The sequence below is a fragment of the Haloarcula rara genome (genome assembly GCF_029338235.1).
In the GTDB taxonomy this organism is placed as follows: Archaea; Halobacteriota; Halobacteria; order Halobacteriales; family Haloarculaceae; genus Haloarcula; species Haloarcula rara.
The window spans coordinates 605,426-627,794 of record NZ_CP119785.1 but is presented as its reverse complement, the minus strand read 5'-3'; the positions used below and the strand labels follow the sequence as shown (position 1 = coordinate 627,794).

20 protein-coding genes and 1 pseudogene are annotated in these 22,369 nt (G+C 66.9%); 13 read left to right on the top strand and 8 right to left on the bottom strand.

Annotation, left to right across the window (positions count from 1 at the left end; translation table 11 throughout):
* Positions 1-60: 60 nt before the first annotated feature.
* Together P1K32_RS03300 and P1K32_RS03295 are read right to left on the bottom strand one after the other, a co-directional pair.
* Positions 61-1,413 carry a D-aminoacyl-tRNA deacylase gene (locus P1K32_RS03300; RefSeq protein WP_276251297.1) on the bottom strand — a complete coding sequence of 451 codons (1,353 nt, stop codon included), beginning with the start codon at positions 1,411-1,413 and terminating at the stop codon, positions 61-63.
* Positions 1,413-2,798 carry a sodium:calcium antiporter gene (locus P1K32_RS03295; protein WP_276251296.1) on the bottom strand — a complete coding sequence of 462 codons (1,386 nt, stop codon included), beginning with the start codon at positions 2,796-2,798 and terminating at the stop codon, positions 1,413-1,415. Before P1K32_RS03295 ends, P1K32_RS03300 begins: the two co-directional genes overlap by 1 nt.
* A gap of 399 nt (positions 2,799-3,197) precedes the next feature.
* Between P1K32_RS03295 and P1K32_RS03290 the strand changes: the two genes are divergently transcribed.
* The 5 genes from P1K32_RS03290 to P1K32_RS03270 all read left to right on the top strand — a co-directional run bounded on the left by P1K32_RS03290 (position 3,198) and on the right by P1K32_RS03270 (position 7,828).
* On the top strand, positions 3,198-3,995 hold the full coding sequence (locus tag P1K32_RS03290; protein ID WP_276251295.1) for a shikimate dehydrogenase: 798 nt from the start codon (positions 3,198-3,200) through the stop codon (positions 3,993-3,995).
* Between the two features lie 106 nt (positions 3,996-4,101).
* Positions 4,102-4,776, top strand: a complete 675-nt coding sequence (locus P1K32_RS03285; RefSeq protein WP_276251294.1) for a helix-hairpin-helix domain-containing protein — start codon at positions 4,102-4,104, stop codon at positions 4,774-4,776.
* Positions 4,777-4,878: 102 nt separating this feature from the next.
* Positions 4,879-6,351: an aminodeoxychorismate synthase, component I gene (pabB, locus tag P1K32_RS03280; protein WP_276251293.1), complete on the top strand. Its 1,473-nt coding sequence runs from the start codon at positions 4,879-4,881 to the stop codon at positions 6,349-6,351.
* Entirely contained in the window at positions 6,348-6,971 is a 624-nt protein-coding gene (locus P1K32_RS03275) for an anthranilate synthase component II (RefSeq protein WP_276251292.1), read from the top strand. The genes pabB and P1K32_RS03275 overlap by 4 nt, the downstream gene beginning before the upstream one ends.
* The gene (locus P1K32_RS03270; protein WP_276251291.1) at positions 6,956-7,828 is read left to right on the top strand and encodes an aminotransferase class IV; all 873 of its coding nucleotides are present in this window, start codon (positions 6,956-6,958) and stop codon (positions 7,826-7,828) included. The genes P1K32_RS03275 and P1K32_RS03270 overlap by 16 nt, the downstream gene beginning before the upstream one ends.
* A 329-nt stretch (positions 7,829-8,157) precedes the next feature.
* On the opposite strand, the gene P1K32_RS03265 is transcribed toward P1K32_RS03270, so the two are convergent.
* Entirely contained in the window at positions 8,158-9,240 is a 1,083-nt protein-coding gene (locus P1K32_RS03265) for a saccharopine dehydrogenase family protein (protein ID WP_276251290.1), read from the bottom strand.
* Between the two features lie 94 nt (positions 9,241-9,334).
* Here P1K32_RS03265 and P1K32_RS03260 point away from each other — a divergent pair, with 94 nt between their 5' ends.
* The 3 genes and pseudogenes from P1K32_RS03260 to P1K32_RS17750 all read left to right on the top strand — a co-directional run.
* Positions 9,335-9,751 (top strand): Rieske (2Fe-2S) protein, encoded by a 417-nt coding sequence (locus P1K32_RS03260; protein WP_276251289.1) that lies wholly within the window; start codon positions 9,335-9,337, stop codon positions 9,749-9,751.
* 104 nt (positions 9,752-9,855) lie between these two features.
* Positions 9,856-9,993 (top strand): hypothetical protein, encoded by a 138-nt coding sequence (locus P1K32_RS03255; RefSeq protein WP_276251288.1) that lies wholly within the window; start codon positions 9,856-9,858, stop codon positions 9,991-9,993.
* 11 nt (positions 9,994-10,004) lie between these two features.
* A pseudogene (locus P1K32_RS17750) lies at positions 10,005-10,109 on the top strand (short-chain dehydrogenase); the annotation flags it as partial.
* A 14-nt stretch (positions 10,110-10,123) separates the two neighbouring features.
* Here the strand turns inward: P1K32_RS17750 and P1K32_RS03250 are convergent.
* The 3 genes from P1K32_RS03250 to P1K32_RS03240 all read right to left on the bottom strand — a co-directional run bounded on the left by P1K32_RS03250 (position 10,124) and on the right by P1K32_RS03240 (position 13,647).
* Positions 10,124-10,414: a transcriptional regulator gene (locus P1K32_RS03250; RefSeq protein WP_262176086.1), complete on the bottom strand. Its 291-nt coding sequence runs from the start codon at positions 10,412-10,414 to the stop codon at positions 10,124-10,126.
* A gap of 45 nt (positions 10,415-10,459) precedes the next feature.
* A complete protein-coding gene (locus P1K32_RS03245) occupies positions 10,460-12,385 on the bottom strand; it encodes a methyl-accepting chemotaxis protein (RefSeq protein ID WP_276251287.1) in 1,926 nt (641 codons plus the stop codon).
* Positions 12,386-12,573: 188 nt separating this feature from the next.
* The gene (locus tag P1K32_RS03240) at positions 12,574-13,647 is read right to left on the bottom strand and encodes an NAD(P)/FAD-dependent oxidoreductase (RefSeq protein WP_276251286.1); all 1,074 of its coding nucleotides are present in this window, start codon (positions 13,645-13,647) and stop codon (positions 12,574-12,576) included.
* 150 nt (positions 13,648-13,797) lie between these two features.
* Between P1K32_RS03240 and P1K32_RS03235 the strand changes: the two genes are divergently transcribed.
* Both P1K32_RS03235 and P1K32_RS03230 read left to right on the top strand, forming a co-directional pair.
* Complete coding sequence (locus P1K32_RS03235; RefSeq protein WP_276251285.1) at positions 13,798-15,117, top strand: hemolysin family protein; 1,320 nt, start codon at positions 13,798-13,800, stop codon at positions 15,115-15,117.
* A gap of 69 nt (positions 15,118-15,186) precedes the next feature.
* Entirely contained in the window at positions 15,187-17,001 is a 1,815-nt protein-coding gene (locus P1K32_RS03230) for a formate/nitrite transporter family protein (RefSeq protein ID WP_276251284.1), read from the top strand.
* Here P1K32_RS03230 and P1K32_RS03225 read toward each other — a convergent pair.
* Complete coding sequence (locus P1K32_RS03225) at positions 16,998-17,633, bottom strand: FAD-dependent oxidoreductase (RefSeq protein ID WP_276251283.1); 636 nt, start codon at positions 17,631-17,633, stop codon at positions 16,998-17,000. The genes P1K32_RS03230 and P1K32_RS03225 overlap by 4 nt on opposite strands.
* Before the next feature lie 120 nt (positions 17,634-17,753).
* Here P1K32_RS03225 and P1K32_RS03220 point away from each other — a divergent pair, with 120 nt between their 5' ends.
* Together P1K32_RS03220 and P1K32_RS03215 are read left to right on the top strand one after the other, a co-directional pair.
* Positions 17,754-19,529 (top strand): 2-oxoacid:acceptor oxidoreductase subunit alpha, encoded by a 1,776-nt coding sequence (locus tag P1K32_RS03220; RefSeq protein ID WP_276251282.1) that lies wholly within the window; start codon positions 17,754-17,756, stop codon positions 19,527-19,529.
* Positions 19,526-20,389 (top strand): 2-oxoacid:ferredoxin oxidoreductase subunit beta, encoded by an 864-nt coding sequence (locus P1K32_RS03215; RefSeq protein ID WP_220586872.1) that lies wholly within the window; start codon positions 19,526-19,528, stop codon positions 20,387-20,389. Before P1K32_RS03220 ends, P1K32_RS03215 begins: the two co-directional genes overlap by 4 nt.
* 210 nt (positions 20,390-20,599) lie before the next feature.
* On the opposite strand, the gene P1K32_RS03210 is transcribed toward P1K32_RS03215, so the two are convergent.
* Positions 20,600-20,803, bottom strand: a complete 204-nt coding sequence (locus tag P1K32_RS03210; protein ID WP_276251281.1) for a hypothetical protein — start codon at positions 20,801-20,803, stop codon at positions 20,600-20,602.
* A gap of 128 nt (positions 20,804-20,931) precedes the next feature.
* Between P1K32_RS03210 and P1K32_RS03205 the strand changes: the two genes are divergently transcribed.
* Positions 20,932-22,302: a cryptochrome/photolyase family protein gene (locus P1K32_RS03205; RefSeq protein ID WP_276251280.1), complete on the top strand. Its 1,371-nt coding sequence runs from the start codon at positions 20,932-20,934 to the stop codon at positions 22,300-22,302.
* Positions 22,303-22,369: the final 67 nt, after the last annotated feature.

Genomic DNA, 22,369 nt, shown 5'->3' with positions numbered 1-22,369 from the left:
AACACTCATTAGTTTTCCCCCTGTGTCAGACGGGTGGCCGACGGCTCTCGCCGCAGTTTCCTACAACGTAAAGCAACGTATACGCTCGCTGTGGACCGTCTCGGGGTCGATTACTCGCCCATCGACCTCGACGGACTGGCCGGCGGAAAGCTGCCCGTACTTCGGCCCTTCCGGGATTCCGAGGGTATCTGCGAGGGCCGGGTCGAACCGCTGTTCGCGGGCGCGCAGTTCGTCGCCGTCGCGCTCGACGCTGTCGTAGCGCTGGCGAAGGACGTCGGCCAGCGCGTCCACGACGGCCGAGCGCTCGGTCCCCTCGGCGACGACGGCCGGGCCAGTGACGACGCTGCCCTGCTGTTCGGTCCCGAACGCGAGCGTGTTCGCCTCGAACCACGAGCGGACGGTCTCGCCGTCGATGCCGGTCGCCTCGGCGAGCAGTTCCTCCGGGAGGGAAACGACGCGCCACTCGTCGACCTCTCGGGCCGCCTCGCCGAATCGGAGCCCCTCACTGACCGGCGTCACCGCCGTCTCCACCGCGTCGACGAATTCGAGCGGGACGCCGGTCGTCTCGCGGAGGAAGCGCTCGTCGACGGCGTGGTAGCCCAGCGACTCGACGGTGCCGACGAGTTCGGGGTAGTCGCCGGTAACGAGGGCGTACTCGGTGCCACTCGCCGCGAAGGCGCGCTCGACGATGGCCTCCTGCTGGCGTTCGTCGCCGGTGAATTCGTCAAGCGCGTCCAGACACCAGTCGGCACCGATGTGGCCGACGGCCCAGTCCGTCTCGCGGACGACCCGCTCGAACCGCGGGACGTAGTGGCCGCCCCCGAACCCGACGACCTGTCGGCGGTGGCCGTCCTCGGCGGGGGCGTCCGCTGGGACGCCCCGGCAGTCGAGCATCGCTTCGGCGACCGCCCGCGCCGCCGCGGGGTCGCGCCACTGGTCCTGTGCGCTGCCGACCTCGACGAACAGCGACGGGACGCCGACGTCGGTCGGGCCGTGGTGAGTACACTCCATCCCCACGTCGTAGGACTCGGGGGCGTGTTCGACCAGCGCGTGGACGACCGCGCGATGGACGTTGGGCGCCGCTCGCGCGAACCGACCGCTCTCGCCGCCGTACTCGGCCTCGCCGAAGTTCCCCGTGTGGTGGGCGGTCAGCAGCTCCCCGGTCTCGCCGGCGTGTTTGGAGGCAAAGACCAACAGCGACGGCTCCTCGAACGCTTCGGCCACGTCTTCGAGTTCGAGATGGCGCCCCTCGAACTCCCGGAGCTGTGCCCCGTCGGTCCGGTAGACGGTCCCGCCGCCGTCGACGTCGGGACGACTGTCGTCGACGGTCTCAGTCCAGTCCGCGATATCCAGCAGCTGCTCGCCGATGTGGACACTGGCCTCGTCTGCCCGTGAGACGACGATAGCGAGCATCAGTCTGCCAGCTCCTCGTGGACCGGTTCCCGGCCCAGCGCCGTCCGGAAGGCGTCACCGGCCAGTCCGAACAGCTCGGCCAGCGCCCGCCGCCGGACGGCAAAGAGCGCGGTCCCGATGACGAGATACAGAACGGTGTAACCGACGAGCAGTTCGTAGCTGTCGAAGGGCAGGAGTTGGAGGTCGCGGATGATGATAAACTCGACGAGCACCTGCGAGATAAAGAGGCCAAAGAGGGCGACGGCCTCCCGAATCGATATCTCGAAGTTGACCAGGATGGCTAGCGCGAAGTACGACTGGGCAGCGGTGATCCAGATTTCGGCGGCCTGCTTCTGGTCGAACGGTAACGTTCCGAGCTCGCCCAGCGCGATGGAGTAGACGACGGCGATGGTCCCGATGAGCAGCGTCCACTGGTTCAGCTTCGAGGAGATGAGCGCGTTGAAGCCGGCCGTCGAGCGGGCCTTGTTCACGAGCACTGCGACGACGATGAGTTCGGGCGATTCGCTTGCCAGCGGTGCGACCCACTGAATCATGAAGAACTCGGGGATGCCGTTCTGGAGCCCGATCTCCTCCAGGCCGTGAGCGAAGGGCTCGACGGCGGTGAAAATGAGCAGGCCGGAGTAGGCAAACAGCGTCAGGACGACGAGGGGCCGCCACGGCAGCGACCACGTCTGGAAGTACTTTGGGACGCCGACGGTGTGGTCCGAGGCCTCAATGTCGGATTTCAGTACCAGTCCGATGTAGGTGACGTACAGCCCCACCAGGAACAGCGTGTCGACCAGCCCGATACCGCCGCCGAGCGGCACGAGGAAGGCCCAGCCGGTTGCCACAAAGAGGAACGTTATCTCGGTCGCGATGTCTTTGTCCAGCGCCACCGCGTCGTTGAGGAATCCGTCTCGGTCCTGGACGGCGGTGTCCCGCGTGGAGGCGGCCCGGAAGACGGTGAAGACGGCGATGCCGGCCCAGCCGATGCCGATGAGGATACGGTTCGCGCCGGTCATGTTCGCGATAGCCAGGTTCGCGTCGTGACAGCCCCGAGCGAGGGTCGTCTGGCTCGCCTCTATCTGTGCGGTGGTCAGCTGACTACAGGTCTCGGCCGTCGCGCCGCCAGCCCCGGCGTTCCAGGCGTACAGCGCGTCGACGGCGTACTCCGGTGCCACGGCGAGCACCGCCAGCACGGCGATGGCGAACGCTCGCGGGACGTCCTTCTCGGCGGTCTCGGCGCCCCACGCCAGCAGGAACGACGCGCCAAGGACCGCGACCCCCGAGACGCCGACGGTCGCCAGGACGCCGGGGTCGAGGCCGAGGAGGAGTACGGCGACCCAGCCGACGGTCAACAGGGCCGCGCCCCCGACCTGGACGAGCGGATGACTCAGGCGGCTCACTAGGAGAGCACAGCAGGGGTCCGGTGGAAAAGGTTGCGAATCGCCCACTAGTGATTTTCTGATGAACTGTCGCTTCCGATGAGACGGCTCAGTACAGCCAGAAAGCCCCGCTAGCAACGGCTGACAGGAGTCCCGTGAACAGCCAGAAAGCCCCACCCATGCCGGTTAGTCAAACAGCTACGGGTGGGACTGAAAGGGGCGGTGTGCTAAACGAAGGCGGACGCAGTAAGCACTGGCCGAGCGAACGAAGTGAGCGAGGACAGCGCACAGCAAGTCCCCCGAGTTTAGCACACCGGGGCTTTCTGGCTGTTCTGAATCTCGCTGTCAGTCGCGCAGTTCACACCACTTTCTGCAACTAGGAGCGTGGCGTTCAAGAGGGACGGCACCGGTCACGCGAGTATGCAAGTCTACGGGCTCATCGGAAATCCAGTGGGACACTCGCTGTCGCCGCCGATGCACGAGGCGGGCTACGAGGCGCTGGACATCGACGCGAGGTACGTCACCTTCGAGCCGCCGGCCGAGGAGGGAGCGGCGGCCGTCGCGGCGGCGAATCGACTCGGCGTGGCGGGGCTGAACGTCACGATTCCGTTCAAACAGGACGTACTGGCGGCCGTCGAACCCGACCCGCTGGCTGAGCGAATCGGTGCGGTCAACACGATCGACTTCTCGGGCGACGAGCCGCGGGGATACAACACGGACGCTGTCGGCGCGGTCCGCGCGCTCGACCACCACGACGTGTCGCTCGATGGTCGGGCGGTCGTCGTCGGTGCGGGCGGGGCCGGCCGCGCCGTCGCCTTCGGGCTGGCCGACGAGGGGATGACCGTCGAGATAGCCAACCGAACTGCCTCGAAGGCCGACGACCTGGCCGCCGAGGTACCGAACGCGAGCGGCCACGGCCTCGACGCGCTCGCGGACCTGCTTTCCGACGCCGACGTGCTGGTCAACTGCACCAGCGTCGGGATGGACGAGGACGAGACGCCGGTTCCGGCTGCCTCGCTACACGGCGACCTCGCGGTGCTCGATGCGGTGTATTCCCCTGTCGAGACGCGGCTGCTGCGGGACGCGAGCGCGGCTGGAGCCACCACTGTCGACGGAGCGTGGATGCTGCTGTACCAGGGCGTCGAGGCGTTCGAGCGCTGGACCGGCGAGTCGGCGCCGGTGGGTGCGATGAACGAGGCGCTCCGGGTGGGACTCTGAAACGGACTGCTGTGGCGCTCGGCGACGCCGGTCCGAGGCTACAGCAGCCCGTATGAGGAGTACTGTACCAGCAAAAGATTAGTGCAGGGGCGCAGAACAGAAGCGTATGGGTTTGCTTCAGAAGCTAAAATCTGCACTCGGGCTCAACGGGACTGAGTCGTCGGAGTCGGGTCGGACCGGCGACGTGGACGTCACCGTCGAGCGCGAGCCTTCTACAGAGGACGAAGACGCTGTCAAAGGAACAGAGACGGCGAGTAGTGGGGTCGAACCCGACGACTCGGCGACGTCGGGGTCCGCCGAGGGTGAGGGCGACGACCCGTCGGCTGACGAGTTCGAGCCGCTGGCGGAGCAAGACACTGAGGCCGACGAGACGGCCGATGCCGACGCGGAGCCGGAGACGACGGAGGCGGCCGACACCGACGTCGAGCCCGAGACGGCCGACACCGACACAGAGCTTGAGACGGCGGAGACGGCACCCGAACCGGAGGAGGCGGCGACCGACGCCGAGGCGGCACCGCCGACCGAGCCGGAATCCGACGACGAGACCGCGGCGGCGGAGCCGGACGCCGAGGCCGCAGCGGGCGACGCGGCCGCCGAGGGCAGCACTGACCCCGTCACGGAGCTGAACGGCATCGGGCCCGCCTACGGCGACCGGCTGGCCGGCGCGGGCATCGAGACCGTCGGCGAACTGGCCGGGGCCGACTCCGCCGAGCTGGCCGACCAGATAGACCTCGGCGAGAGCCGTGTTTCCGGCTGGGTCGAGCAGGCAAACGAGTACTGATTCTGCGACAGCGCCAGCGGGCCGTCCTCGGCCGGTCGAGACGCCGACCGGATACTGCCCGAACCGCAAGCGAATTATCCGCCGGGCTGCTTCCTCTCGGTAATGCCACGGGTCGAGACCAGCCGCGAGACGTTCGAGACCCTCGCGGCGGACGCGTCGCCGACGGCCCGGGTTCCCGTCGCCGTCTCCGTCACCGTCGACGACCCCTTCGTCGCCTACCGCCGGGCCCGCGACCCGACCGGCGGCGTCTATCTGGGGACCACCGGCGGGCAGTCGGGCTGGGGCTACTTCGCGACGACGCCCGCCGCGTTCACCGGGGTGGGTCCCGACGACGGCCCGGCCCTGCCCGCCCTCGCCGACGCCCTAACTGGCGACCAGCTCGTCCGGGGCGACTGCGAGGTCCCCTACCCCTGCGGTGCCATCGGCTGGCTCTCCTACGATGTCGTCCGCGAGCTGGAGTCACTGCCCGATAGCGCCGTCGCCGACCGCGCGCTCCCCCGCCTCCAGCTCGCGACCTACGACCGCGTCGCGGCGTGGGAAGAACCCCGCGGCGAGGGGCCGGTCGAACTCACGATCACGGCCTGTCCGCGCCTCGACGACCACGATTCCGTGGGGGTGGCCTACGAGTTCGCCCGCCAGCACGCGCTGGAACTGGCCCGCGAAGTCACCGAGGGCGACCCCGCGGTGGGCGAGCCGCCGGTCGCGGCCGACAGCGCCGCCTTCGAGAGCGACTGTACGCGGGCGGCCTTCGCAGAGCGCGTGCGGACGGTACAGGAGTACATCCGCGACGGCGACACCTTCCAGGCGAACATCTCACAGCGGCTCTCGGCCCCGGCGGCGGTTCACCCGGTCGAGGCCTTCGACGCCCTGCGGCGGGTGAACCCGGCGCCGTACTCGGCACTGGTTGAGTTCCCCGGTGTCGACCTCGTCAGCGCGAGCCCCGAACTGCTCTTGCATCGAGCGGGCGACGACCTGGTGACCGAACCCATCGCCGGGACCCGGCCGCGGGGGTCGACACCCGAGGACGACGCACGACTCGCCGAGGACCTGCGGACCGACGCAAAAGAGCGGGCCGAACACGCGATGCTCGTCGACCTGGAGCGCAACGACCTGGGGAAGGTCAGCCAGTTCGGCAGCGTCGAGGTGACCGACTACCGCCGCGTCGACCGCTACTCCGAGGTGATGCACCTCGTCAGCGAGGTCCGTGGGAAACTGCGGGCGCGAGCGACCCTGGCCGACGCCATCGCGGCGGTGTTCCCGGGCGGGACGATAACGGGCGCGCCCAAGCCCCGCACGATGGAGATAATCGACGAGGTCGAGGAGACCCGTCGGGGCCCCTACACCGGTTCCATCGGTATCTTCGGCTTCGACGGTCGCGCGACGCTGAACATCGTCATCAGAACGCTCGTGCGCTATGCCGACGAGTACCACCTCCGGGTCGGTGCCGGTATCGTCCACGACTCCGAACCGGACCGCGAGTACGAGGAGACGCTGGACAAGGGTCGGGCCCTTGTGACCGCAGTCGACGAGGCGTTGGGCCAGCGCGCGGACCTCTCCGTGGAGGGGGCGCGATGAACGACTCGCTCGCGCCCACCATCCTCGTCGTCGACAACTACGACTCCTTTGCCTACAACCTCGTCCAGTACGTCGGCGAGGTGGTCCTGCGTCTGGGCGGCGACGAGGACGACGTCGTCGTCCGGCGCAACGACGCCGTCACCGTCGACGACGTCCACGACCTCGACCCCGACGGCATCGTCGTCTCGCCCGGTCCGGGAACGCCCCAGGAGGCGGGCATCTCGATGCCGACCTTCGCCGAACTGGACTACCCCACGCTGGGTGTCTGTCTGGGGCATCAGGCGCTGTGTGCGGCAAACGGCTCCGAGGTGGGCCACGCCGACGCCGTCGTCCACGGCAAGTCCTCGCTGGTGACCCACGACGGCGAGGGCGTCTTCGAGGGCGTTCCGGACCCGGTCGAGGTGGGCCGGTATCACTCGCTTGCGGTCGACCGTGACGCCCTGCCGGACGTGCTGGAGGAGACGGCCCACACCGTCGAGGAGAGCGAGGCGGACATCGTGATGGCCGTCCGCCACCGCGAGGCCCCCCACGTCGGCGTCCAGTTCCACCCCGAAAGCATCCTCACCGACCACGGGAAGACCATGGTCGAGAACTTCTGTCTGTCATGCAATACCACGTAAACGGCGAACTCGTCCCCGAGGACGAGGCCACGGTGTCGGTGCTCGACCGCGGGTTCATGTACGGTGACGCGGCCTTCGAGACGCTCCGGGTGTACGGCGGCGACCCCTTCGAGTGGGACGCCCACCGCGAGCGGCTCGGCCACACCGCCGAGACGCTGGGTTTTGCCGACGCCGTGCCCGAGGACCTGCGCGAGCGGGTCGACGAGACGCTCGCGGCGAACGACCTGACCGACGCGTACTGCAAGGTTTCCGTCTCCCGCGGGGTTCAGCCCGGCAAACTCACGCCCGAGCCCGAGGTCGACCCGACGGTCGTGGTCATCACGAAGCCGCTCCCACGTGGCGGCCGCGACGGCGAGCGCGTCTGGGACGGCCCGGCGACGGTCCAGACCGTCCGAACGCGCCGGGTGCCAGACGAGGCCGTCCCCGCCGACGTCAAGAGCCACAACTACCTGAACGGCATCCTCGGGCGACTGGAACTCCGCCGGTCGGCCGGTGACGGCGACCCTGCCGACGAGTGTTTGCTTCGCGACGTGGACGGGAACCTCGCCGAGGGCGCGACGAGCAACCTCTTTTTCGTGACCGAGAACGGCCTCCGGACGCCCAGCGCGGAGCTGGACCTGTTACCCGGTGTGACCCGCGATATCGTCATCGAACTGGCTCGCGAGGAGGAGTTCCCGGTCGAGACCGGCGCCTACTCGCTTGAAGCGCTGCGCAACGCCGACGAGGCGTTTCTCACGAATTCGACGTGGGAGATTCGCCCCATCGAGACGGTCGACGGCATCGAGGTCGGGGCCGGTCCGATGACGAAGCTGCTCCAGCGACTGTACGACGAGCGGGTGGAAGCGAATTGCTACTGAGCCAGTCTATGTGCGGCCGTTCGGAAGCCAGTGTCGGGCTCTCCACGGGGCCCGCTGTCGAGCGGTCGGTACCTCTCTGTATCAGTCACAGTCCGTCGTGTTCCAGTTGCTCCCACCACAGTAATCGCACTTGTAGCCCGAGTTCCCAGTTACGTCGTCACAGTCGTCCGTATATCCACAGTTCCTGCACTTGGCCTCGGAAGTTTCGGCACCCATGTATCACATCTTACGACCATTCTATAAATAAGCATGTGAATGAGCTTATAAAACTCAGAAAATTAGTTGATATTCAATCTATAGTGTCTAAAATCACAAGAATATGAAGAATATCACTCCGGTTCGTCGAGGACGGGTCCGACCACATCCTCGCGCTCGACGCCCTCGACGTCCAGAATCAGGTCCGGGCCGTAGGCGCCGGCTGGCGTCTGATAGCCTGCGGGCGCGTCACCTTCGAGCGTCCGCCGGGCCGTCGCCAGCGCCGTCTCGACGGTCAGGGCGTAGGTCTGGGGGCCCCGCAGTCGCGAGACCGCCCGGTCTCCCTTCTCGTTTTGGACCTCGCCCCAGACGTAACTCGCCCCGCTCGCTCGTTCGTCGGCATCCGGCCCCTCGGTGGTCTGCTCGATGAGCCACTGGAGGCCGGTCCGGACCGGCGGCAGCGAGAGCAGCGGCGCGACGAGGCCGGCCATCCGTTGCATCCTGACGGCACGCTCCGGCATCGCCATGTAGGTCGTGACGTTCGGGATACCGGTGGTGTGGGAGGCCGTCGACACGTCGCCCCACGGAATCGCGGCGACGTGCTGGCTCTCTAGCCCCCAGCCAAAGTCCACGGTACGACGCTCGTGAGCGACCGGCACGTCCTCGATGCGTCCGTCGCGGCGGACCGCGCCGCCGCCGTCGAGGTGCTCGACCATCGTCTTGGCCGTCCCGCGGGAGACGCCGTTCTCGGCGCGGAAGGCCAGTTCGAGCCGGTCAGCGTCGGGCAGGCGCTCGGCGAGGTGGGCGGCCAGACAGTCCGTCGGCACCACGTCGAAACCGACGCCGGGTAGCAGCATGACGCCCGCGTCGGCGGCCCGGTCGTCCTGCTCGTGGATGGCCTCGAAGACGGTGAGCTCGCCGGTGATGTCGAGATAGTGGGTCCCGGTGCGTAGACAGGACTCGACCATCGGCTCCCAGGTCCGCGCGAACGGGCCGGCGCAGTTGAGCACGGCCGCCGCGTCGTCGAGAACCATATCGAGTACCCTGGGGTCGTCCAGCGAGACCACCTCGAACTCGCAGTCCAGTCGGGCGGCCTGTGACTCCAGTGTCCGCCGCTCGCGTCCCGCAAGCACCGGTTCCAGCCCTCGCTCGACAGCCGCTTGTGCGATGAGAGTACCCGTATAGCCGTAGGAGCCGTAGACCAGGAGGCCGCCCATACAGGGTGTTCGCGTGCCGTGTGGAAAACGGTTGGCCGCAAAAGCTGACACCACCCGGGAGTTGAAACCGCCCAGAACCGTATCGCCGCCACAGATGGACGAGGACAGCCGTATCGCGGCCGTCGATGACGTCCCGGAAGACGGGAGCTTCCTCTTTACCGTCCGTGACGGGTTCGACACCTCGGAAGCGATTCTCGTGGCGCTCGCCGACGGCGTCGTCGCCTTCGAGAACTACTGTCCCCACTGGACGGACGTGCGCCTCGACAAGGGCAGCGGTGCGACAGTACGCGAAGACGAACTGGTGTGTGAGAAACACGGCGCGACCTTCGACCGCGATTCGGGGTCGTGTACGTTCGGCCCCTGTGAAGGCGCAGTGCTAGAAGAGGTCGAGACCACCGTCGAGGACGGCGCGGTCTACCTGACCGACGACCGCTACGAGTTCGAGAACCAGGGCTCCTCGGGCGACCACGATCTCTCCTCGGGAAGCCGTATCGGCTTTTCGGGCCAGTAACAGCGGTCGGTCCGCATCTGCGCTCGCGGTAAGTTGACTGCTGGTAACCGGGGTACGAGTAAGTAACAGACACAGTTATGACAGAATATGTGCTACTTGGTACCATGACTCGTGAAAAACGAACACGGTCAGCGGTCTGCCCCGACTGCGACAACAACCCCATCGTTCTGGAACACGGCGGCTACTTCTGTGACTGCTGTAACGAGGAGTTCATCCGCGCAGACCTGGTGCAACTCAACTGAGTCGCGGGCTACTCGACCCCGACGCCATCGCCGACGCCTACTGGATGCTCGTCGAGTAGGACCGCTCGGCGTGGACGCTGGAACTGGACCTGGGGCCCCACGTCGAGGCGTTCTGAGCGGGCGATGGGCTCTAGCCGATTCGATAGGCCGGTTCCGCGACGCTTTCGGCTTTGCACTCGGGACACCGGCTCGGTCGGTTCGTCAGGTCGTCGAAGTCGGTGAAGCCACACTGGTTGCATTCGGGCGGCGCGACGAGCAGCTGCTCGTCGGTCGCGTCGAGTGACTTCGCGATGTGTTCGACGTGTGTGAGCGCGGTGCTGGTCGGAATCTCGAAGTCGTTGGCTATACTGCCCGCGGCCATGGGCTCATCGCGCAAGCGGTCGGCGATGCGCTGGCGCGTCGTGCGACTTGCCTCGCGCATACCTGTAGTTAGCGGGCCGCGATAATAGGTTTTGTCGACCGGCGGTCAGTCGGTGTACACCGCCGTCCCGGCGTCGTGGCTGGCTCCAGTGGCCTGGGAGACGTCGAACTGCGAGAGCAGTTCCTGGAGCCGTTCGGCCTGCTCGATGAGTGCGATCGTGTTCCCGCTGATCTGGCCCACCGACGCGGCCTGCTCCTCGGCGGCCGCCGACACCGAGGCCGTCTCCTCGGTGGTCTCGCGCCCGATATCGGCGGCGTCGGCCGTCATCGAGACGACCTCTTCGGCCGTCGCGGCCTGCTCGTCGGTCGCGTCGCTTATCTCCTGGATACCGGCGTCGGCCTCCGCCGCGTTCTGCCAGACGGTCGCGAACGCCTCGGCGACCGACTCGACCGCCTGGACGCCCTCGGCCATCTTCTCGTCTGCGGCCTCCGCCGCTGCGACGGTCGTGCCGGTCTCGGTCTGTGTCTCGGTGATGAGTCGCTCTATCTCGCCGGCGGAGACCTGCGTCTCCTCGGCGAGTGTCTTGACCTCGTCGGCCACGACGGCAAAGCCAGACCCCGCCTCGCCCGCGCGGGCGGCCTCGATGTTCGCGTTCAGCGCCAGCATGTTCGTCTGCTCCGCGATGTCGCCGATGAGCCCGACGATGTCGCCGATTTCCCCCATCCGGTCGTCCACGCTCTGGATGTTCTCGACGGTCTCGTCCAGTGCCGTTTTGACCTCTCGGACGTCGTCGGCCGTCCGCTGGGCCGTCTGCTCGCTAGACTCGGCCACCTGTGCGGTCTCACCGGAGGTCTGGGCCACGCTCTCGGCGGAGGCGGCTACCTCCTCGACGGTCGCCGAGAGGTCCGTCATCTCTCCGGTGACGGTATCGAGTTTCTCCTGCTGTTCGTCGGCCCCCTCCGCGATTCGCTGGGTCGACTCGCTGACGCCCTCGCTCGCGTCGGCGACCTCGCTGATACCGATGTCGGCTTCCTCGCTTGCCTCGGTCACCTCGCTGGCGAAGGCCTGTATCTCCGCCATCGCCGCTTCCGTCTCGTTGGCCATCTGGTTGAACGACTCGGCGACCTGGCCCATCGCCTCGCTGTCGACCGACGTATCGAGTCGGACGGTCAGATCACCGTCAGCGGCCCGTGCAATAGACTCGCTGTAGGCGTCGGCCGTCGCCTCGAGTCTCTCGTTTAGCTCCCTGACCTGCCGCTGTTTCGCTTCGGCCTCGGTCTGTGCCGTCTCGGCCGCCGCCTTCGCCTCCTCGAGAGCGCCCTGCTGGGCCTCGAGGTCGTCGATTTCAGCGCGTTTGGTGTCGACTTCCGCCAGTTGCTGGCTGACCTGTTCGCGGGACCGTTCAGTCGAGTACCACTGTGCCATCAGGCCCACCGCGATACCGACGACGAACAGGGCGTGGATGACGCCCCACACCATCGGGTTCTCCATCGCGGCCGCGTGGTTGTACACGCGACTCGCATCGATGAGACCGAACACGACGTGGGAGATGGCGACACCGACGAATCCGACCCCAAAGGGGAGCCAGTCCTCGTACACCGCCAGAATGACGAGCGCGAGGAAGAAGTGAAAGTGCGCCTCGATGTATCCGCCGGAGAAGAACACGAGCGTCGTCGAGGAGACGGTCACGCCCGCAGAGGCGAGGGCGGTCCTGGCTCGCCGGCTGAACCGCGGCGACAGCGCCAGCAGCCCAAGGACGGTGATGAGGCCGAGGTTGAGCGCGATTCGCTCGAGCGGCGTCGCGGGGATTGTCGCCCCGGTGACCAGCGTCTCGGCCCCCTCGTAGAGCCCGAGCGCGAGCAGCAAGGGGAGATGCGCGAACAGCCACAACAGTATCTTCCGGTGTCGGCTCCGCCAGGTTTCGTCCGGGATGGTGTCTCCGCTCGGAACGTACCGCAGGAACTCGCGAACGGAGTTCGTCAGCGCGTTTTCGGCGCCTGACCGCCACGCGTCACGGGTCGGTGCTGCCATGTAGATGCCACTACATCTAAGAAATATAATCTTTTCCTGCAAGTTCTCTCGGCTGATAACCTTCCTGCTGTCGTGCTATCAGGACGCTGGGATACCACCGACGCACCGGTTCTTGTGAGACATATGATGGTCGCTGTACTGCCTCCAAAGCCCGACTGAGGCAGCGGACGGATTGCCGCCTCGGGTCCTCAGTCGTCGTCCGCGGCGGCTTCCGCCTCGTCATCGTCGATTGACCGCGGACCAGCTGCATGGCCCTCGTGGCCGAGCGCGGTGGCGAACAGCGCCGGCGAGACGGCGGGCACCTCCACGTCCTCGACCGCGCCCTCGGTCTCGATGTCGTCGGCCGAGCGCGGGTACTTCCGGAGGTCTTTGTGGATGGCGATGCCGGCGTCGGCGCCCTCGCCCATCGCGACTGGAATCTGGTTGTGGCCCGGCGTCAGGTCGCCGACCGCGTACACGCCTGTGACGCTCGTCTCGCCGTGGTCGTCGACGGCGACGGTCCCGTCGTCGTTGCACTCGAGGCCGAGTTCGTCGGCGAGTTCGGCGTGGTAGTCCGAGCCGAGCATCGGGAACCCACCCCTGTACTCCCGGACCGACCCGTCCTCGAACTCGTAGGCTTTCAGCCAGCCGTTCTCGTCGGTGCGCTTGCCCGACAGCTCGGTGTCGACGACCTCGACCGGGTGGTTGTCGAGCATCGTCTGGGTCTCCTCGCTCCACTCGGGTTCCTGGCCGCGAGTCAGGATGTCCACGTCGTCGGTGTAGTTCAGCATGATCATCGCGACGTAGGCGGCGGAGTCACCGGTCCCCATCACGAAGACGGGCTCGCCGACGAACATGAACGCGTCACAGTGCAGACACCAGTGCAGCCCCTTCCCGGTGCGGGGCAGCGGCGGGTCCGGCCGCTCGTCGGCAAAGCCCGTCGCCAGTACCACGCGCTTGACGGTGAGGTCGCCGTCGTCGGTCGTCACGTCGAAGCCGTCGTCGTCTTCGAGCGGTTCGACCGACTCCACGAACCCCCGTTTGTAGGTCCCGCCGTAGTCCTCGACCTGTTCGCGGGCCGTCTGCAGGAACTCGTTGCCGCTCACGTCTTCCGTGACGCCGATGACGTTGTGCGTGTCTGTCATCATCGCCGCCCGGCCGCCGCCGCGGTTGACGACGACGGTGTCCATTCCCAGACGGGTGGTGTACAGGGCGCTCGTCAATCCGGCGGGGCCACCGCCGACGACCGCTACGTCGTAGTCGAACTGCTCGTCGGTGTACATTGAGCGTCTGTAGGCGCTCGACCGATAAAAACGGCCGACATCCACCCGGCGACGACACACAGTCCCATCTGCCACCGTTTAAGTTCCCTCGTCGACACGTCCGGGTATGACTCGACGCCGGCATCGGCTGTGGGGGTCCCGGAGGCACCGATGGTAGATATCGCGTTCGCACTCGGACGGCTCCTCATCGCGCTCGTACTGGTCGTGTTGAACGGCTTCTTCGTCGCGACGGAGTTCGCGTTCGTCAGGGTGCGCTCGACGTCCGTCGAACAGCTGGCCGAGGAGGGGAAAGCCGGCGCGGAGACGCTACAGGACGTGATGGCCAACCTCGACGACTACCTGGCGGTCACCCAGCTCGGTATCACGCTGGCCTCGCTGGGGCTCGGGTGGGCCGGTGAGCCCGCCGTCGCCTCGCTCATCGAGCCGGTGCTGGGTCCGCTCCTGCCGGCGAATCTGCTCCATCTGGTCGCCTTTGCGATCGGCTTCAGCTTCATCACGTTCCTCCACGTGGTCTTTGGCGAACTCGCGCCCAAGACCATCGCCATCGCCGAGGCCGAACGGCTCTCCCTGCTGGTCGCGCCGCCGATGAAGCTGTTCTACTACATGTTCTACCCCGGCCTGGTCGTGTTCAACGGGACCGCCAACGCCTTTACCCGACTCATCGGTATCCCGCCGGCCTCCGAAACCGAGGAGACCTTAGAAGAGCGGGAGATACGCCGCGTGCTGGCCCGCTCCAGCGAGCAGGGTAACGTCGACACTGCGGAGGTCGAGATGATAGAGCGCGTCTTCGACCTCGACGACACCACCGTCCGGACGGTGATGGTCCCGCGACCCGACGTGGTGACCATCCCGGCCGACGCCTCGCTGGCCGAGATTCGCGAGACGACACTCGACGCCGGCCACACTCGCTACCCGGTCGTCGGTACTGACGACCAGGACGAGGTCGTCGGCTTCATCGACGTCAAGGACGTGTTGCGCGCCATAGAGACGGATGGGGAGAGCACGGCAGCGGAGCTGTCCCGCAGCCTACTCATGATCCCCGAGACTGCAACCGCCGACGACATCCTCTTGCAGTTCCGCGAGGAGCACCAGCAGATGGCGGCGGTCATCGACGAGTGGGGCGCCTTCGAGGGTATCGTCACCATCGAGGACGTCGTCGAGGCCGTCGTCGGCGACCTGCGAGACGGGTTCGACGTCGACGAGCGCGAGCACTCGGTCCGAGAGCTGGGTGGCGGGCGGTACGACATCGACGGGAGCGTCCCGCTGTCGCTCGTCAACGAGGAGCTGGGCGCGACCTTCGAGAGCGACGGCGTCGAGACCATCGGCGGGCTGGTGCTCGCGCGGCTGGGCGAGATACCGGCGCCGGGCGACGGCGTCGAGGCCGACGGCTACCGCGTCGAGGTCGGAACTGTCGACGGCGCCCGCATCTCGACCGTGGTGGTCGAGCCGCTCGAGACGACCCCGGAGTGACCGTCGGCGTTTCCGGCGGTATCGGTGGAAAAACCAAGCTTCTTGCCCCCGCTGGATAATGAGCCGATAATGGTTGATTCACACGGTCCGCCGGGTCCTGCAGGCGACGAGGCTGGGGACGGAGAGGTCCCCGTCACGGGCGAGGTCGTGCCCGATAAGTTCTCCTCCGACGAGGTCTTCCAGCGTATCGTCGCCGACGCCGACCACGAGATAACGTCGGGCGCCCGCGAGCTGTTCTTCAGCGCGCTGGCCGGCGGGTTCGCGATTACCATCACGCTGCTCGTCTACGCCTCGATGTATCCGAAGACCGACAGTAGCATCCTCGCGGCGCTGCTCTACCCCATCGGGTTCATCTACATCATCATCGGCGGCTACCAGCTCTACACCGAGAACACGCTCCCGCCGGTCGCGCTCACCCTGGAGCGGTTGGCGTCGATTCCGGCCCTGTTGCGCCACTGGGGCATCGTCGCCGCGGGTAACTTTGCCGGTGGGGCTATCGGGGCTATCGTACTCGCCTACGGCGGTGTGTTCAGCCCCGAGGCCGCGACCGTCGCGGCAGACCTGGCCACCAAGGGAGTCTACGAGACGTCCAACACGGAACTGTTCTTCAAGGGCGCGTTCGCGGGGCTCATCGTCGCCGGTGTCGTCTGGATGAACTTCGCGGCCCGCGACACCATCACGCGGCTGGTGGTCGTCTATCTGGCCTTCCTCTGTATCCCGCTCGCGAACCTCTTCCACGTGGTCGTCTCCTTCACCGAGGCGGTGTATCTGATGCTCGTCGGTGACCTGGGGCTCCTGCTGGCGATGACCGACTTCGTGATTCCCGTCATGCTGGGCAATACCGTCGGCGGTGTCGTGCTGGTCACCATCGTCAACTACTACCAGACGACCGAGAAACGGCTCGCGACGGCCCGCTTCGAACACGTCCGGCGACTCAGCGTCCGCGAGTGGTTGCTGGGCAACCTCGCCGGCCGCTCGTACGTTCCGCTCGTCGACACCGTCGAGGATTTCGTTCGAGACCCGGAGTCGTACCGCATCCTGGTCCCGATCGCGAACCCACGCACCGAGTCTGAGCTGGTCGAACTGGCGTGTGCGCTCGCGAGCGCCCGTGAGAAGGGGACCGTCCACGTCGCTCACGTCGTCCAGGCGCCCGAACAGAGCAGCGCTGTCGCCGACCGGGAACAGCGGGACCGAATCGTCGAGGGGTCCTCGGACCAGTTCGGCGATATTACACGCCTGGCAGAGCAGTACGACGTAACATTCGAGACGTCGACCATCGTCACACATCGGTCCTTCGAGGTGGTGTTCGACCGAGCGACGCGGACCCGTCCCGATCTCGTGCTGATGAACTGGGAGGAAGACGGGCTGTGGGCCAGCGCCCGCGCCGAGCAGCCGCTGGCCGAGCTCACGAACCAGCTCCCCACCGACTTCCTCGTCGTCAAGAACCGCGGCGGCGACGCCTCGCGCATCCTCGTCCCGACGGCCGGTGGCCCCGCCTCCGACCTGAGCGCCGAACTCGCGCGTGGGCTCCGCGAGGTCGTCGACTCCGAGATATCGCTGTTACACGTCGTCGATAGCGGCGAACGCGACGAGGGCGAGGCCTTCCTCGCCGAGTGGGCAGACGGCCACGACCTCGGGGACGCGACCCAAATCGTCGACGATTCGGGCGACGTCGAGGCGGCCATCGAACGAGAGGCCGCCGACCACACTATGATAATGCTCGGCGCGACCGAACAGGGCATCCTCTCGCGGCTGGTCACCGACTCGCTGCACCTGAACGTCGTCGACGACGTCGAGGCCACGGTGTTACTCGCCGAACGGGAGACCGACCGCACCCTGCGCGAGCGGCTGGTCGGTGCCGGTCGGCGGAAGAAGTCGTCCTAGCCGAAGTTCTCGACTTTGGCGTCTTCGGTGTCTACACCGGCAGCCTCCAGCGCCGCGGTCGCGTCGTCGAGGAAGTCGGCGAAGCCGTAGATGAACACCTGGCCGCCCGCGCTCGCGGCCTCGGCCACCGCGTCGGTCAGGTCGGCGTCGCCGTCCAGCACGTGGACGAGCACGCCCTGCTCCCGGAGCGCGTCGAGGCGGTCCTCGTGGATTGGCGCGTCGTCCTGGTAGACGACAGCGGCGTCGTTACCGTCGGCGACGGCGCGCTCGGCGATGCCGATGGCCGGGCCGATGCCGGGGCCACCGGCCAGCAGCACCGCCTTCGATTCGCCCTCGTAGTAGTCCGAGCCGAAGGGCCCCTCGATACGGACCGTATCACCGGCCTCGAGGTCGGCCAGATGGGGCGCGACCTCGCCGTCGGGGTCGATGCCCACCGTCATCTCGAACTCGCCGTCGACGTCGGGCGAGGAGATGGTGTAGAAGCGAGATTCGTCCTTGCCGTCGACGGAGAGCGTGAGCTTGACGAACTGGCCGGGCTGGGCGGTAAACTCGTCGGGGGTCTCGACGTCGATAGCGACGGCGTCGGGGCCGACTGTCCGAACAGCGGCCACAGTGAGTGAACGTTCGTCCATATCATGGCCGTTGGAACACGGAGACAAGGGAATTTCGGTCGTCGGCGCTCCGAGGCGGTAGCACGCGCGCGCCCGCACACAGAAGCCTTTTCACCGACCACAGGCTACTCGTGTGGTAGTATGCCAGACGACCTCAACTGGGCCATCGGCGGCGAAGCCGGCGATGGAATCGACTCTACCGGGAAAATCTTCGCGCAGGCTCTCTCCCGGGCGGGTCGACACGTCTTCACCTCCAAGGACTTCGCCTCCAGGATACGCGGCGGCTACACCGCCTCCAAGATTCGAACGTCTGTCGACCGCGTCGAGAGCGTGGTCGACCGGCTGGACATCCTCATCGCGCTGACCGAGCGCACCGTCCACGAGAACGAGGACGAACTACACGAGGACAGCGTCGTCATCTACGACGGCGAGCGCTCGACGATGCAGGACGTCGAGGTGCCCCACGGTGCGACCGCCCTGGAAGTCCCCCTGAAACGGCTCGCCGAGGACGCCGGCGGCGCCATCATGCTCAACGTCGTCGCGCTGGGCGCGGCCTGTGAAGTGACGAACTTCCCCATCGAGAACCTCGACGAGAGTCTCCAGAAGCGCTTTGGTGATAAGGGCGAGGCCATCGTCGAGAACAACAAAAAGGCCGCCCGCATGGGCCAGGAGTACGTCCGCGAGGAGTTCGACCACGACTTCCCCTACGACGTCGAGACCACCGACGAGGACTACGTCCTGCTCAACGGCGACGAGGCCATCGGGATGGGCGCTATCGCCGCCGGCTGCCGGTTCTACGCCGGCTACCCCATCACACCGGCGACGGACGTGATGGAATACCTGACCGGGCGTATCGACCAGTTCGGCGGCAAGGTCGTCCAGGCCGAAGACGAGCTGTCGGCCATCAACATGGCGCTTGGCGCGGCGCGGGCCGGCGCGCGCTCGATGACCGCCACCTCCGGGCCGGGTATCGACCTGATGACCGAGACGTTCGGACTCGTGGCCACCAGCGAGACGCCGCTGGTCATCTGTGACGTGATGCGCTCCGGTCCATCGACCGGGATGCCCACCAAACAGGAACAGGGCGACCTCAACATGACGCTGTACGGCGGTCACGGCGAGATTCCCCGCTTCGTCGTCGCGCCGACTACCATCTCGGAGTGTTTCTGGAAGACTATCGAGGCGTTCAACCTCGCCGAGAAGTACCAGACGCCGGTCTTCCTCGTCTCGGACCTGGCGATGGCCGTCACCGAACAGACGTTCTCGCCCGACACCTTCGATATGGACGAGGTCGAGATAGACCGCGGGAAGGTCGTCGACGAGGACGACATCGACGCGTGGCTCGACGAGAAGGGCCGCTTCCAGGCGCACTTCCCCGCCGCCGACGGCGTCTCCCCGCGGGCGTTCCCTGGCACGACCGACGGCGCCCACATGACGACCGGCCTCGAACACGACGAACTCGGCCGCCGGACCGAGGACACGGAGGTCCGCGTCGAACAGGTCGACAAGCGAAACCGGAAAGTCGAGACCGCAAAGGAACAGGAGAAGTTCGACTACCGCGAGTTCGGCGACCCCGACGCCGATACGCTCGTCATCTCGTGGGGCTCGAACGAGGGTGCCATGCGAGAGGGGATGGAGTTCCTCTCCGAGGACGGTATCGACGTGCGCTTCATCTCTGTGCCCTATATTTTCCCGCGGCCGGACCTGACCGAGGAAGTGCAGGCCGCCGAGACGACCATCGTCGTCGAGTGTAACGCCACCGGCCAGTTCGCGGACGTCATCGAACACGACGTCTTAGAACGGGTCGAACGCATCAACAAGTACACCGGCGTCCGGTTCGACGCCGACGAGCTGGCCGCGGAAGTGAAAGCGACAATCGCCGGCGAGACCGGCACACAGGAGGTGCAAGCAGAATGAGCTCAGACATTCGATTCACGGACTTCAAGTCCGACAAGCAACCGACGTGGTGTCCCGGCTGCGGCGACTTCGGGACGATGAACGGCATGATGAAAGCCCTGGCCGAGACCGGCAACGACCCCGACAACACGTTTATCGTCGCCGGTATCGGCTGTTCGGGCAAAATCGGGACGTACATGCACAGTTACGCCCTGCACGGCGTCCACGGCCGCGCCCTGCCGGTGGGTATCGGCGTCAAGATGGCCAACCCCGACCTCGAAGTGATGGTCTCCGGTGGCGACGGTGACGGCTACTCCATCGGTGCCGGCCACTTCATCCACGCCTGCCGGCGCAACGTCGACATGAGCTACGTCGTCATGGACAACCGCATCTACGGCCTCACCAAGGGCCAGGCCTCCCCGACCTCCCGGGAGGACTTCGAGACGGCGACGACGCCCGACGGGCCGAACCAGCCGCCGGTCAACCCCAAGGCGCTGGCGCTTGCCTCCGGCGCGACCTTCATCGCACAGACGTTCTCCTCGAACTCCCAGCGCCACGCCGAAATCGTCCAGGAGGCCATCGAACACGACGGCTTCGGCTTCGTCAACGTCTACAGTCCGTGCGTGACGTTCAACGACGTCGACACCTACGACTACTTCCGGGACACCATCGAAGACTTAGACGAGACGGACCACGACCGACACGACCGCGAGCAGGCCAAGGACAAGATTCTGGAAGGCGACAAGGAGTACATGGGCGTCCTCTACCAGGACGAGAACTCGGTTCCCTTCGAGGAGCGCGAAGGCGTCGAGGGCTCGATGGCCGAGATTCCCGACGGCGCCCCCGAGGGCGCGATGGACCTGGTCAGAGAGTTCTACTGAACCTTTTTCTGCGTCGCTCTTCCTCGCGCGCTCTCCGAGCGCGCTGCGGGAGAGCTCCTTGAAAAACGTTCATGAAAAAAGGCCGGAATCGCCGCGATGCGGCGATTCCGGGGGAACCGCTCGCTTCGCTCGCGGATATCTTGCGACAGCCTGCCCTTCCCCGTCTGCGCGGCACAGAGGCCGCGCCCGGCCACCGCACTGCGCGAGCTACTATTCCTCCGAGGGCTGCAGTAGCTCCTCTTCTTCCTCTTCGCCGCCCTCACCACCGCCCTCTTCCCCACCACCGCCGTCTTCTTCCTCCTCGTCGCCACCGCCGCCACCGGGGATGCCACAGCCGGCGAGGCCGGTCGTTCCGATGGCGATGCCAGTGCCGAGGAGGAAGCGCCGCCGCGAGGGGCCGTCCGCTCGTGTCATACCGACTCTGTCGAGGCTGTCTCATCTAAAACTGTACCCAGCGCTCGCGAGTGAGTTATGCCGGGGCCCGCCGGCGTACACAACTGGGTTGGGGGCGAGCCCTTATGCTGTGGGCCGCTACCAGACCCATGCACGTCTTCTGGCACCAGCGGGACCTCCGAATCCGGGACAACCGCGGGCTCGCGGCCGCCGCGGCCGACGACACCGTCGTCCCGGTGTTCGTCGTCGACCCCGCCGTCCGTGACGTCGTGGGCGACCGACAGTGGGCGTTCTGGATGCAGGGCCTCCGGACGCTGCAGGGCGCCTACCGCGAGCGGGGCAGCGACCTGCTCGTCCGCGTCGGCGACCCGGCCGAGGTCCTCGCGACCGTCGCCGACGAGTACGACGCCGACCGGGTCTTCTACAACGACCACTACCGGCCGGTCCGCCGGGAGCGCCAGCGAGCGGTCGACGAGGCCGTCCCGACCACCGCCGTCACTGACCTCGTGCTCGTCGACCCGGCCGACCTCGACTCGCGCTATGAGAACCACAGCCGCTTCTACGACGACTGGCAGACCCACGAGAAGCCCGACCCGGCTCCGGCGCCCGACACCGGAACGCTGACCGACCTCTCGGACGAGGTGCCGGTTCCCGATGCCGCGGCCGACATCGACCTGCCCCCGGCGGGCGAACCCGCCGCGCGGCAACGCTGGGAGCAATTTCTGGCCGATGGCATCGAATCGTACAGCGACACGCGTGACGATATGCGGGCGGCCGTAGAACGCCCCGTCGGTGCGGTCTCGCGCATCTCGCCGTATCTCGCCGCGGGGATGATAGGTATTCGAGAGCTCTGGGCCGACGCGACCGAGCGGTCCCGGGCGGTCGACGGCGACGCGTTGCGCAACGTCGAGAAGTACCGCTACGAGCTCTCCTGGCGCGAGCAGAACTACACCCTGCTCGCCCACCACCCCACGCTGCCGTCGGAGAACTACAAAGCCATCCCGAACGCTATCGCCTGGGAAAACGACCCCGAGGCGCTCGACGCGTGGAAACGCGGCCAGACCGGCTACCCGCTCGTCGACGCGGGGATGCGCCAGCTGAACCAGGAGGGGTATCTCCACAACCGCCCGCGTCAGAACGTCGCCTCCTTTCTCACGAAGCACCTGCTGGTCGACTGGCGCGAGGGGCGGCGGTATTTCGAACGGCAACTGCTGGACCACGACCCCGCGAACAACGCCGCCAACTGGCAGTGGACCGCCTCGACCGGGACGGACTCCGTCGACGTGCGCATCTTCGACCCGGTCGCCCAGATGCGCAAGTACGACGACGGGGCCGACTACGTCACCGAGTACGTTCCCGAACTCCGGGGGGTTCCACCGGGCAAAGTGGTCGACTGGCCCACGCTCCCGGCGGACGAGCGGGCCGCGCTCGCCCCCGAGTATCCCGACCCTATCGTCGGCCGAAACGAGGCGTACGAGCGCGCCCAGCGGGTCTTCGAGACCGCACTGGGCAAACGGTAGCCTGGCTGGTGTGTGCCCCGTCGATACCGCCACCGAAACCGGCAGACGAGATGGGAAAGTTGACAGT

What these genes read in the sequence shown, in the direction of transcription:
- P1K32_RS03250 (WP_262176086.1), bottom strand. Translation starts at nt 10,414, where the DNA reads ATGCGCGAGGCAAGTCGCACGACGCGCCAGCGCATCGCCGACCGCTTG.
- P1K32_RS03230 (WP_276251284.1), top strand. Translation starts at nt 15,187, where the DNA reads ATGGTTGATTCACACGGTCCGCCGGGTCCTGCAGGCGACGAGGCTGGG.
- pabB (WP_276251293.1), top strand. Translation starts at nt 4,879, where the DNA reads ATGCCACGGGTCGAGACCAGCCGCGAGACGTTCGAGACCCTCGCGGCG.
- P1K32_RS03255 (WP_276251288.1), top strand. Translation starts at nt 9,856, where the DNA reads ATGACTCGTGAAAAACGAACACGGTCAGCGGTCTGCCCCGACTGCGAC.
- P1K32_RS03270 (WP_276251291.1), top strand. Translation starts at nt 6,956, where the DNA reads ATGCAATACCACGTAAACGGCGAACTCGTCCCCGAGGACGAGGCCACG.
- P1K32_RS03275 (WP_276251292.1), top strand. Translation starts at nt 6,348, where the DNA reads ATGAACGACTCGCTCGCGCCCACCATCCTCGTCGTCGACAACTACGAC.
- P1K32_RS03235 (WP_276251285.1), top strand. Translation starts at nt 13,798, where the DNA reads ATGGTAGATATCGCGTTCGCACTCGGACGGCTCCTCATCGCGCTCGTA.
- P1K32_RS03265 (WP_276251290.1), bottom strand. Translation starts at nt 9,240, where the DNA reads ATGGGCGGCCTCCTGGTCTACGGCTCCTACGGCTATACGGGTACTCTC.
- P1K32_RS03220 (WP_276251282.1), top strand. Translation starts at nt 17,754, where the DNA reads ATGCCAGACGACCTCAACTGGGCCATCGGCGGCGAAGCCGGCGATGGA.
- P1K32_RS03210 (WP_276251281.1), bottom strand. Translation starts at nt 20,803, where the DNA reads ATGACACGAGCGGACGGCCCCTCGCGGCGGCGCTTCCTCCTCGGCACT.
- P1K32_RS03240 (WP_276251286.1), bottom strand. Translation starts at nt 13,647, where the DNA reads ATGTACACCGACGAGCAGTTCGACTACGACGTAGCGGTCGTCGGCGGT.
- P1K32_RS03215 (WP_220586872.1), top strand. Translation starts at nt 19,526, where the DNA reads ATGAGCTCAGACATTCGATTCACGGACTTCAAGTCCGACAAGCAACCG.
- P1K32_RS03290 (WP_276251295.1), top strand. Translation starts at nt 3,198, where the DNA reads ATGCAAGTCTACGGGCTCATCGGAAATCCAGTGGGACACTCGCTGTCG.
- P1K32_RS03285 (WP_276251294.1), top strand. Translation starts at nt 4,102, where the DNA reads ATGGGTTTGCTTCAGAAGCTAAAATCTGCACTCGGGCTCAACGGGACT.
- P1K32_RS03300 (WP_276251297.1), bottom strand. Translation starts at nt 1,413, where the DNA reads ATGCTCGCTATCGTCGTCTCACGGGCAGACGAGGCCAGTGTCCACATC.
- P1K32_RS03245 (WP_276251287.1), bottom strand. Translation starts at nt 12,385, where the DNA reads ATGGCAGCACCGACCCGTGACGCGTGGCGGTCAGGCGCCGAAAACGCG.
- P1K32_RS03260 (WP_276251289.1), top strand. Translation starts at nt 9,335, where the DNA reads ATGGACGAGGACAGCCGTATCGCGGCCGTCGATGACGTCCCGGAAGAC.
- P1K32_RS03225 (WP_276251283.1), bottom strand. Translation starts at nt 17,633, where the DNA reads ATGGACGAACGTTCACTCACTGTGGCCGCTGTTCGGACAGTCGGCCCC.
- P1K32_RS03205 (WP_276251280.1), top strand. Translation starts at nt 20,932, where the DNA reads ATGCACGTCTTCTGGCACCAGCGGGACCTCCGAATCCGGGACAACCGC.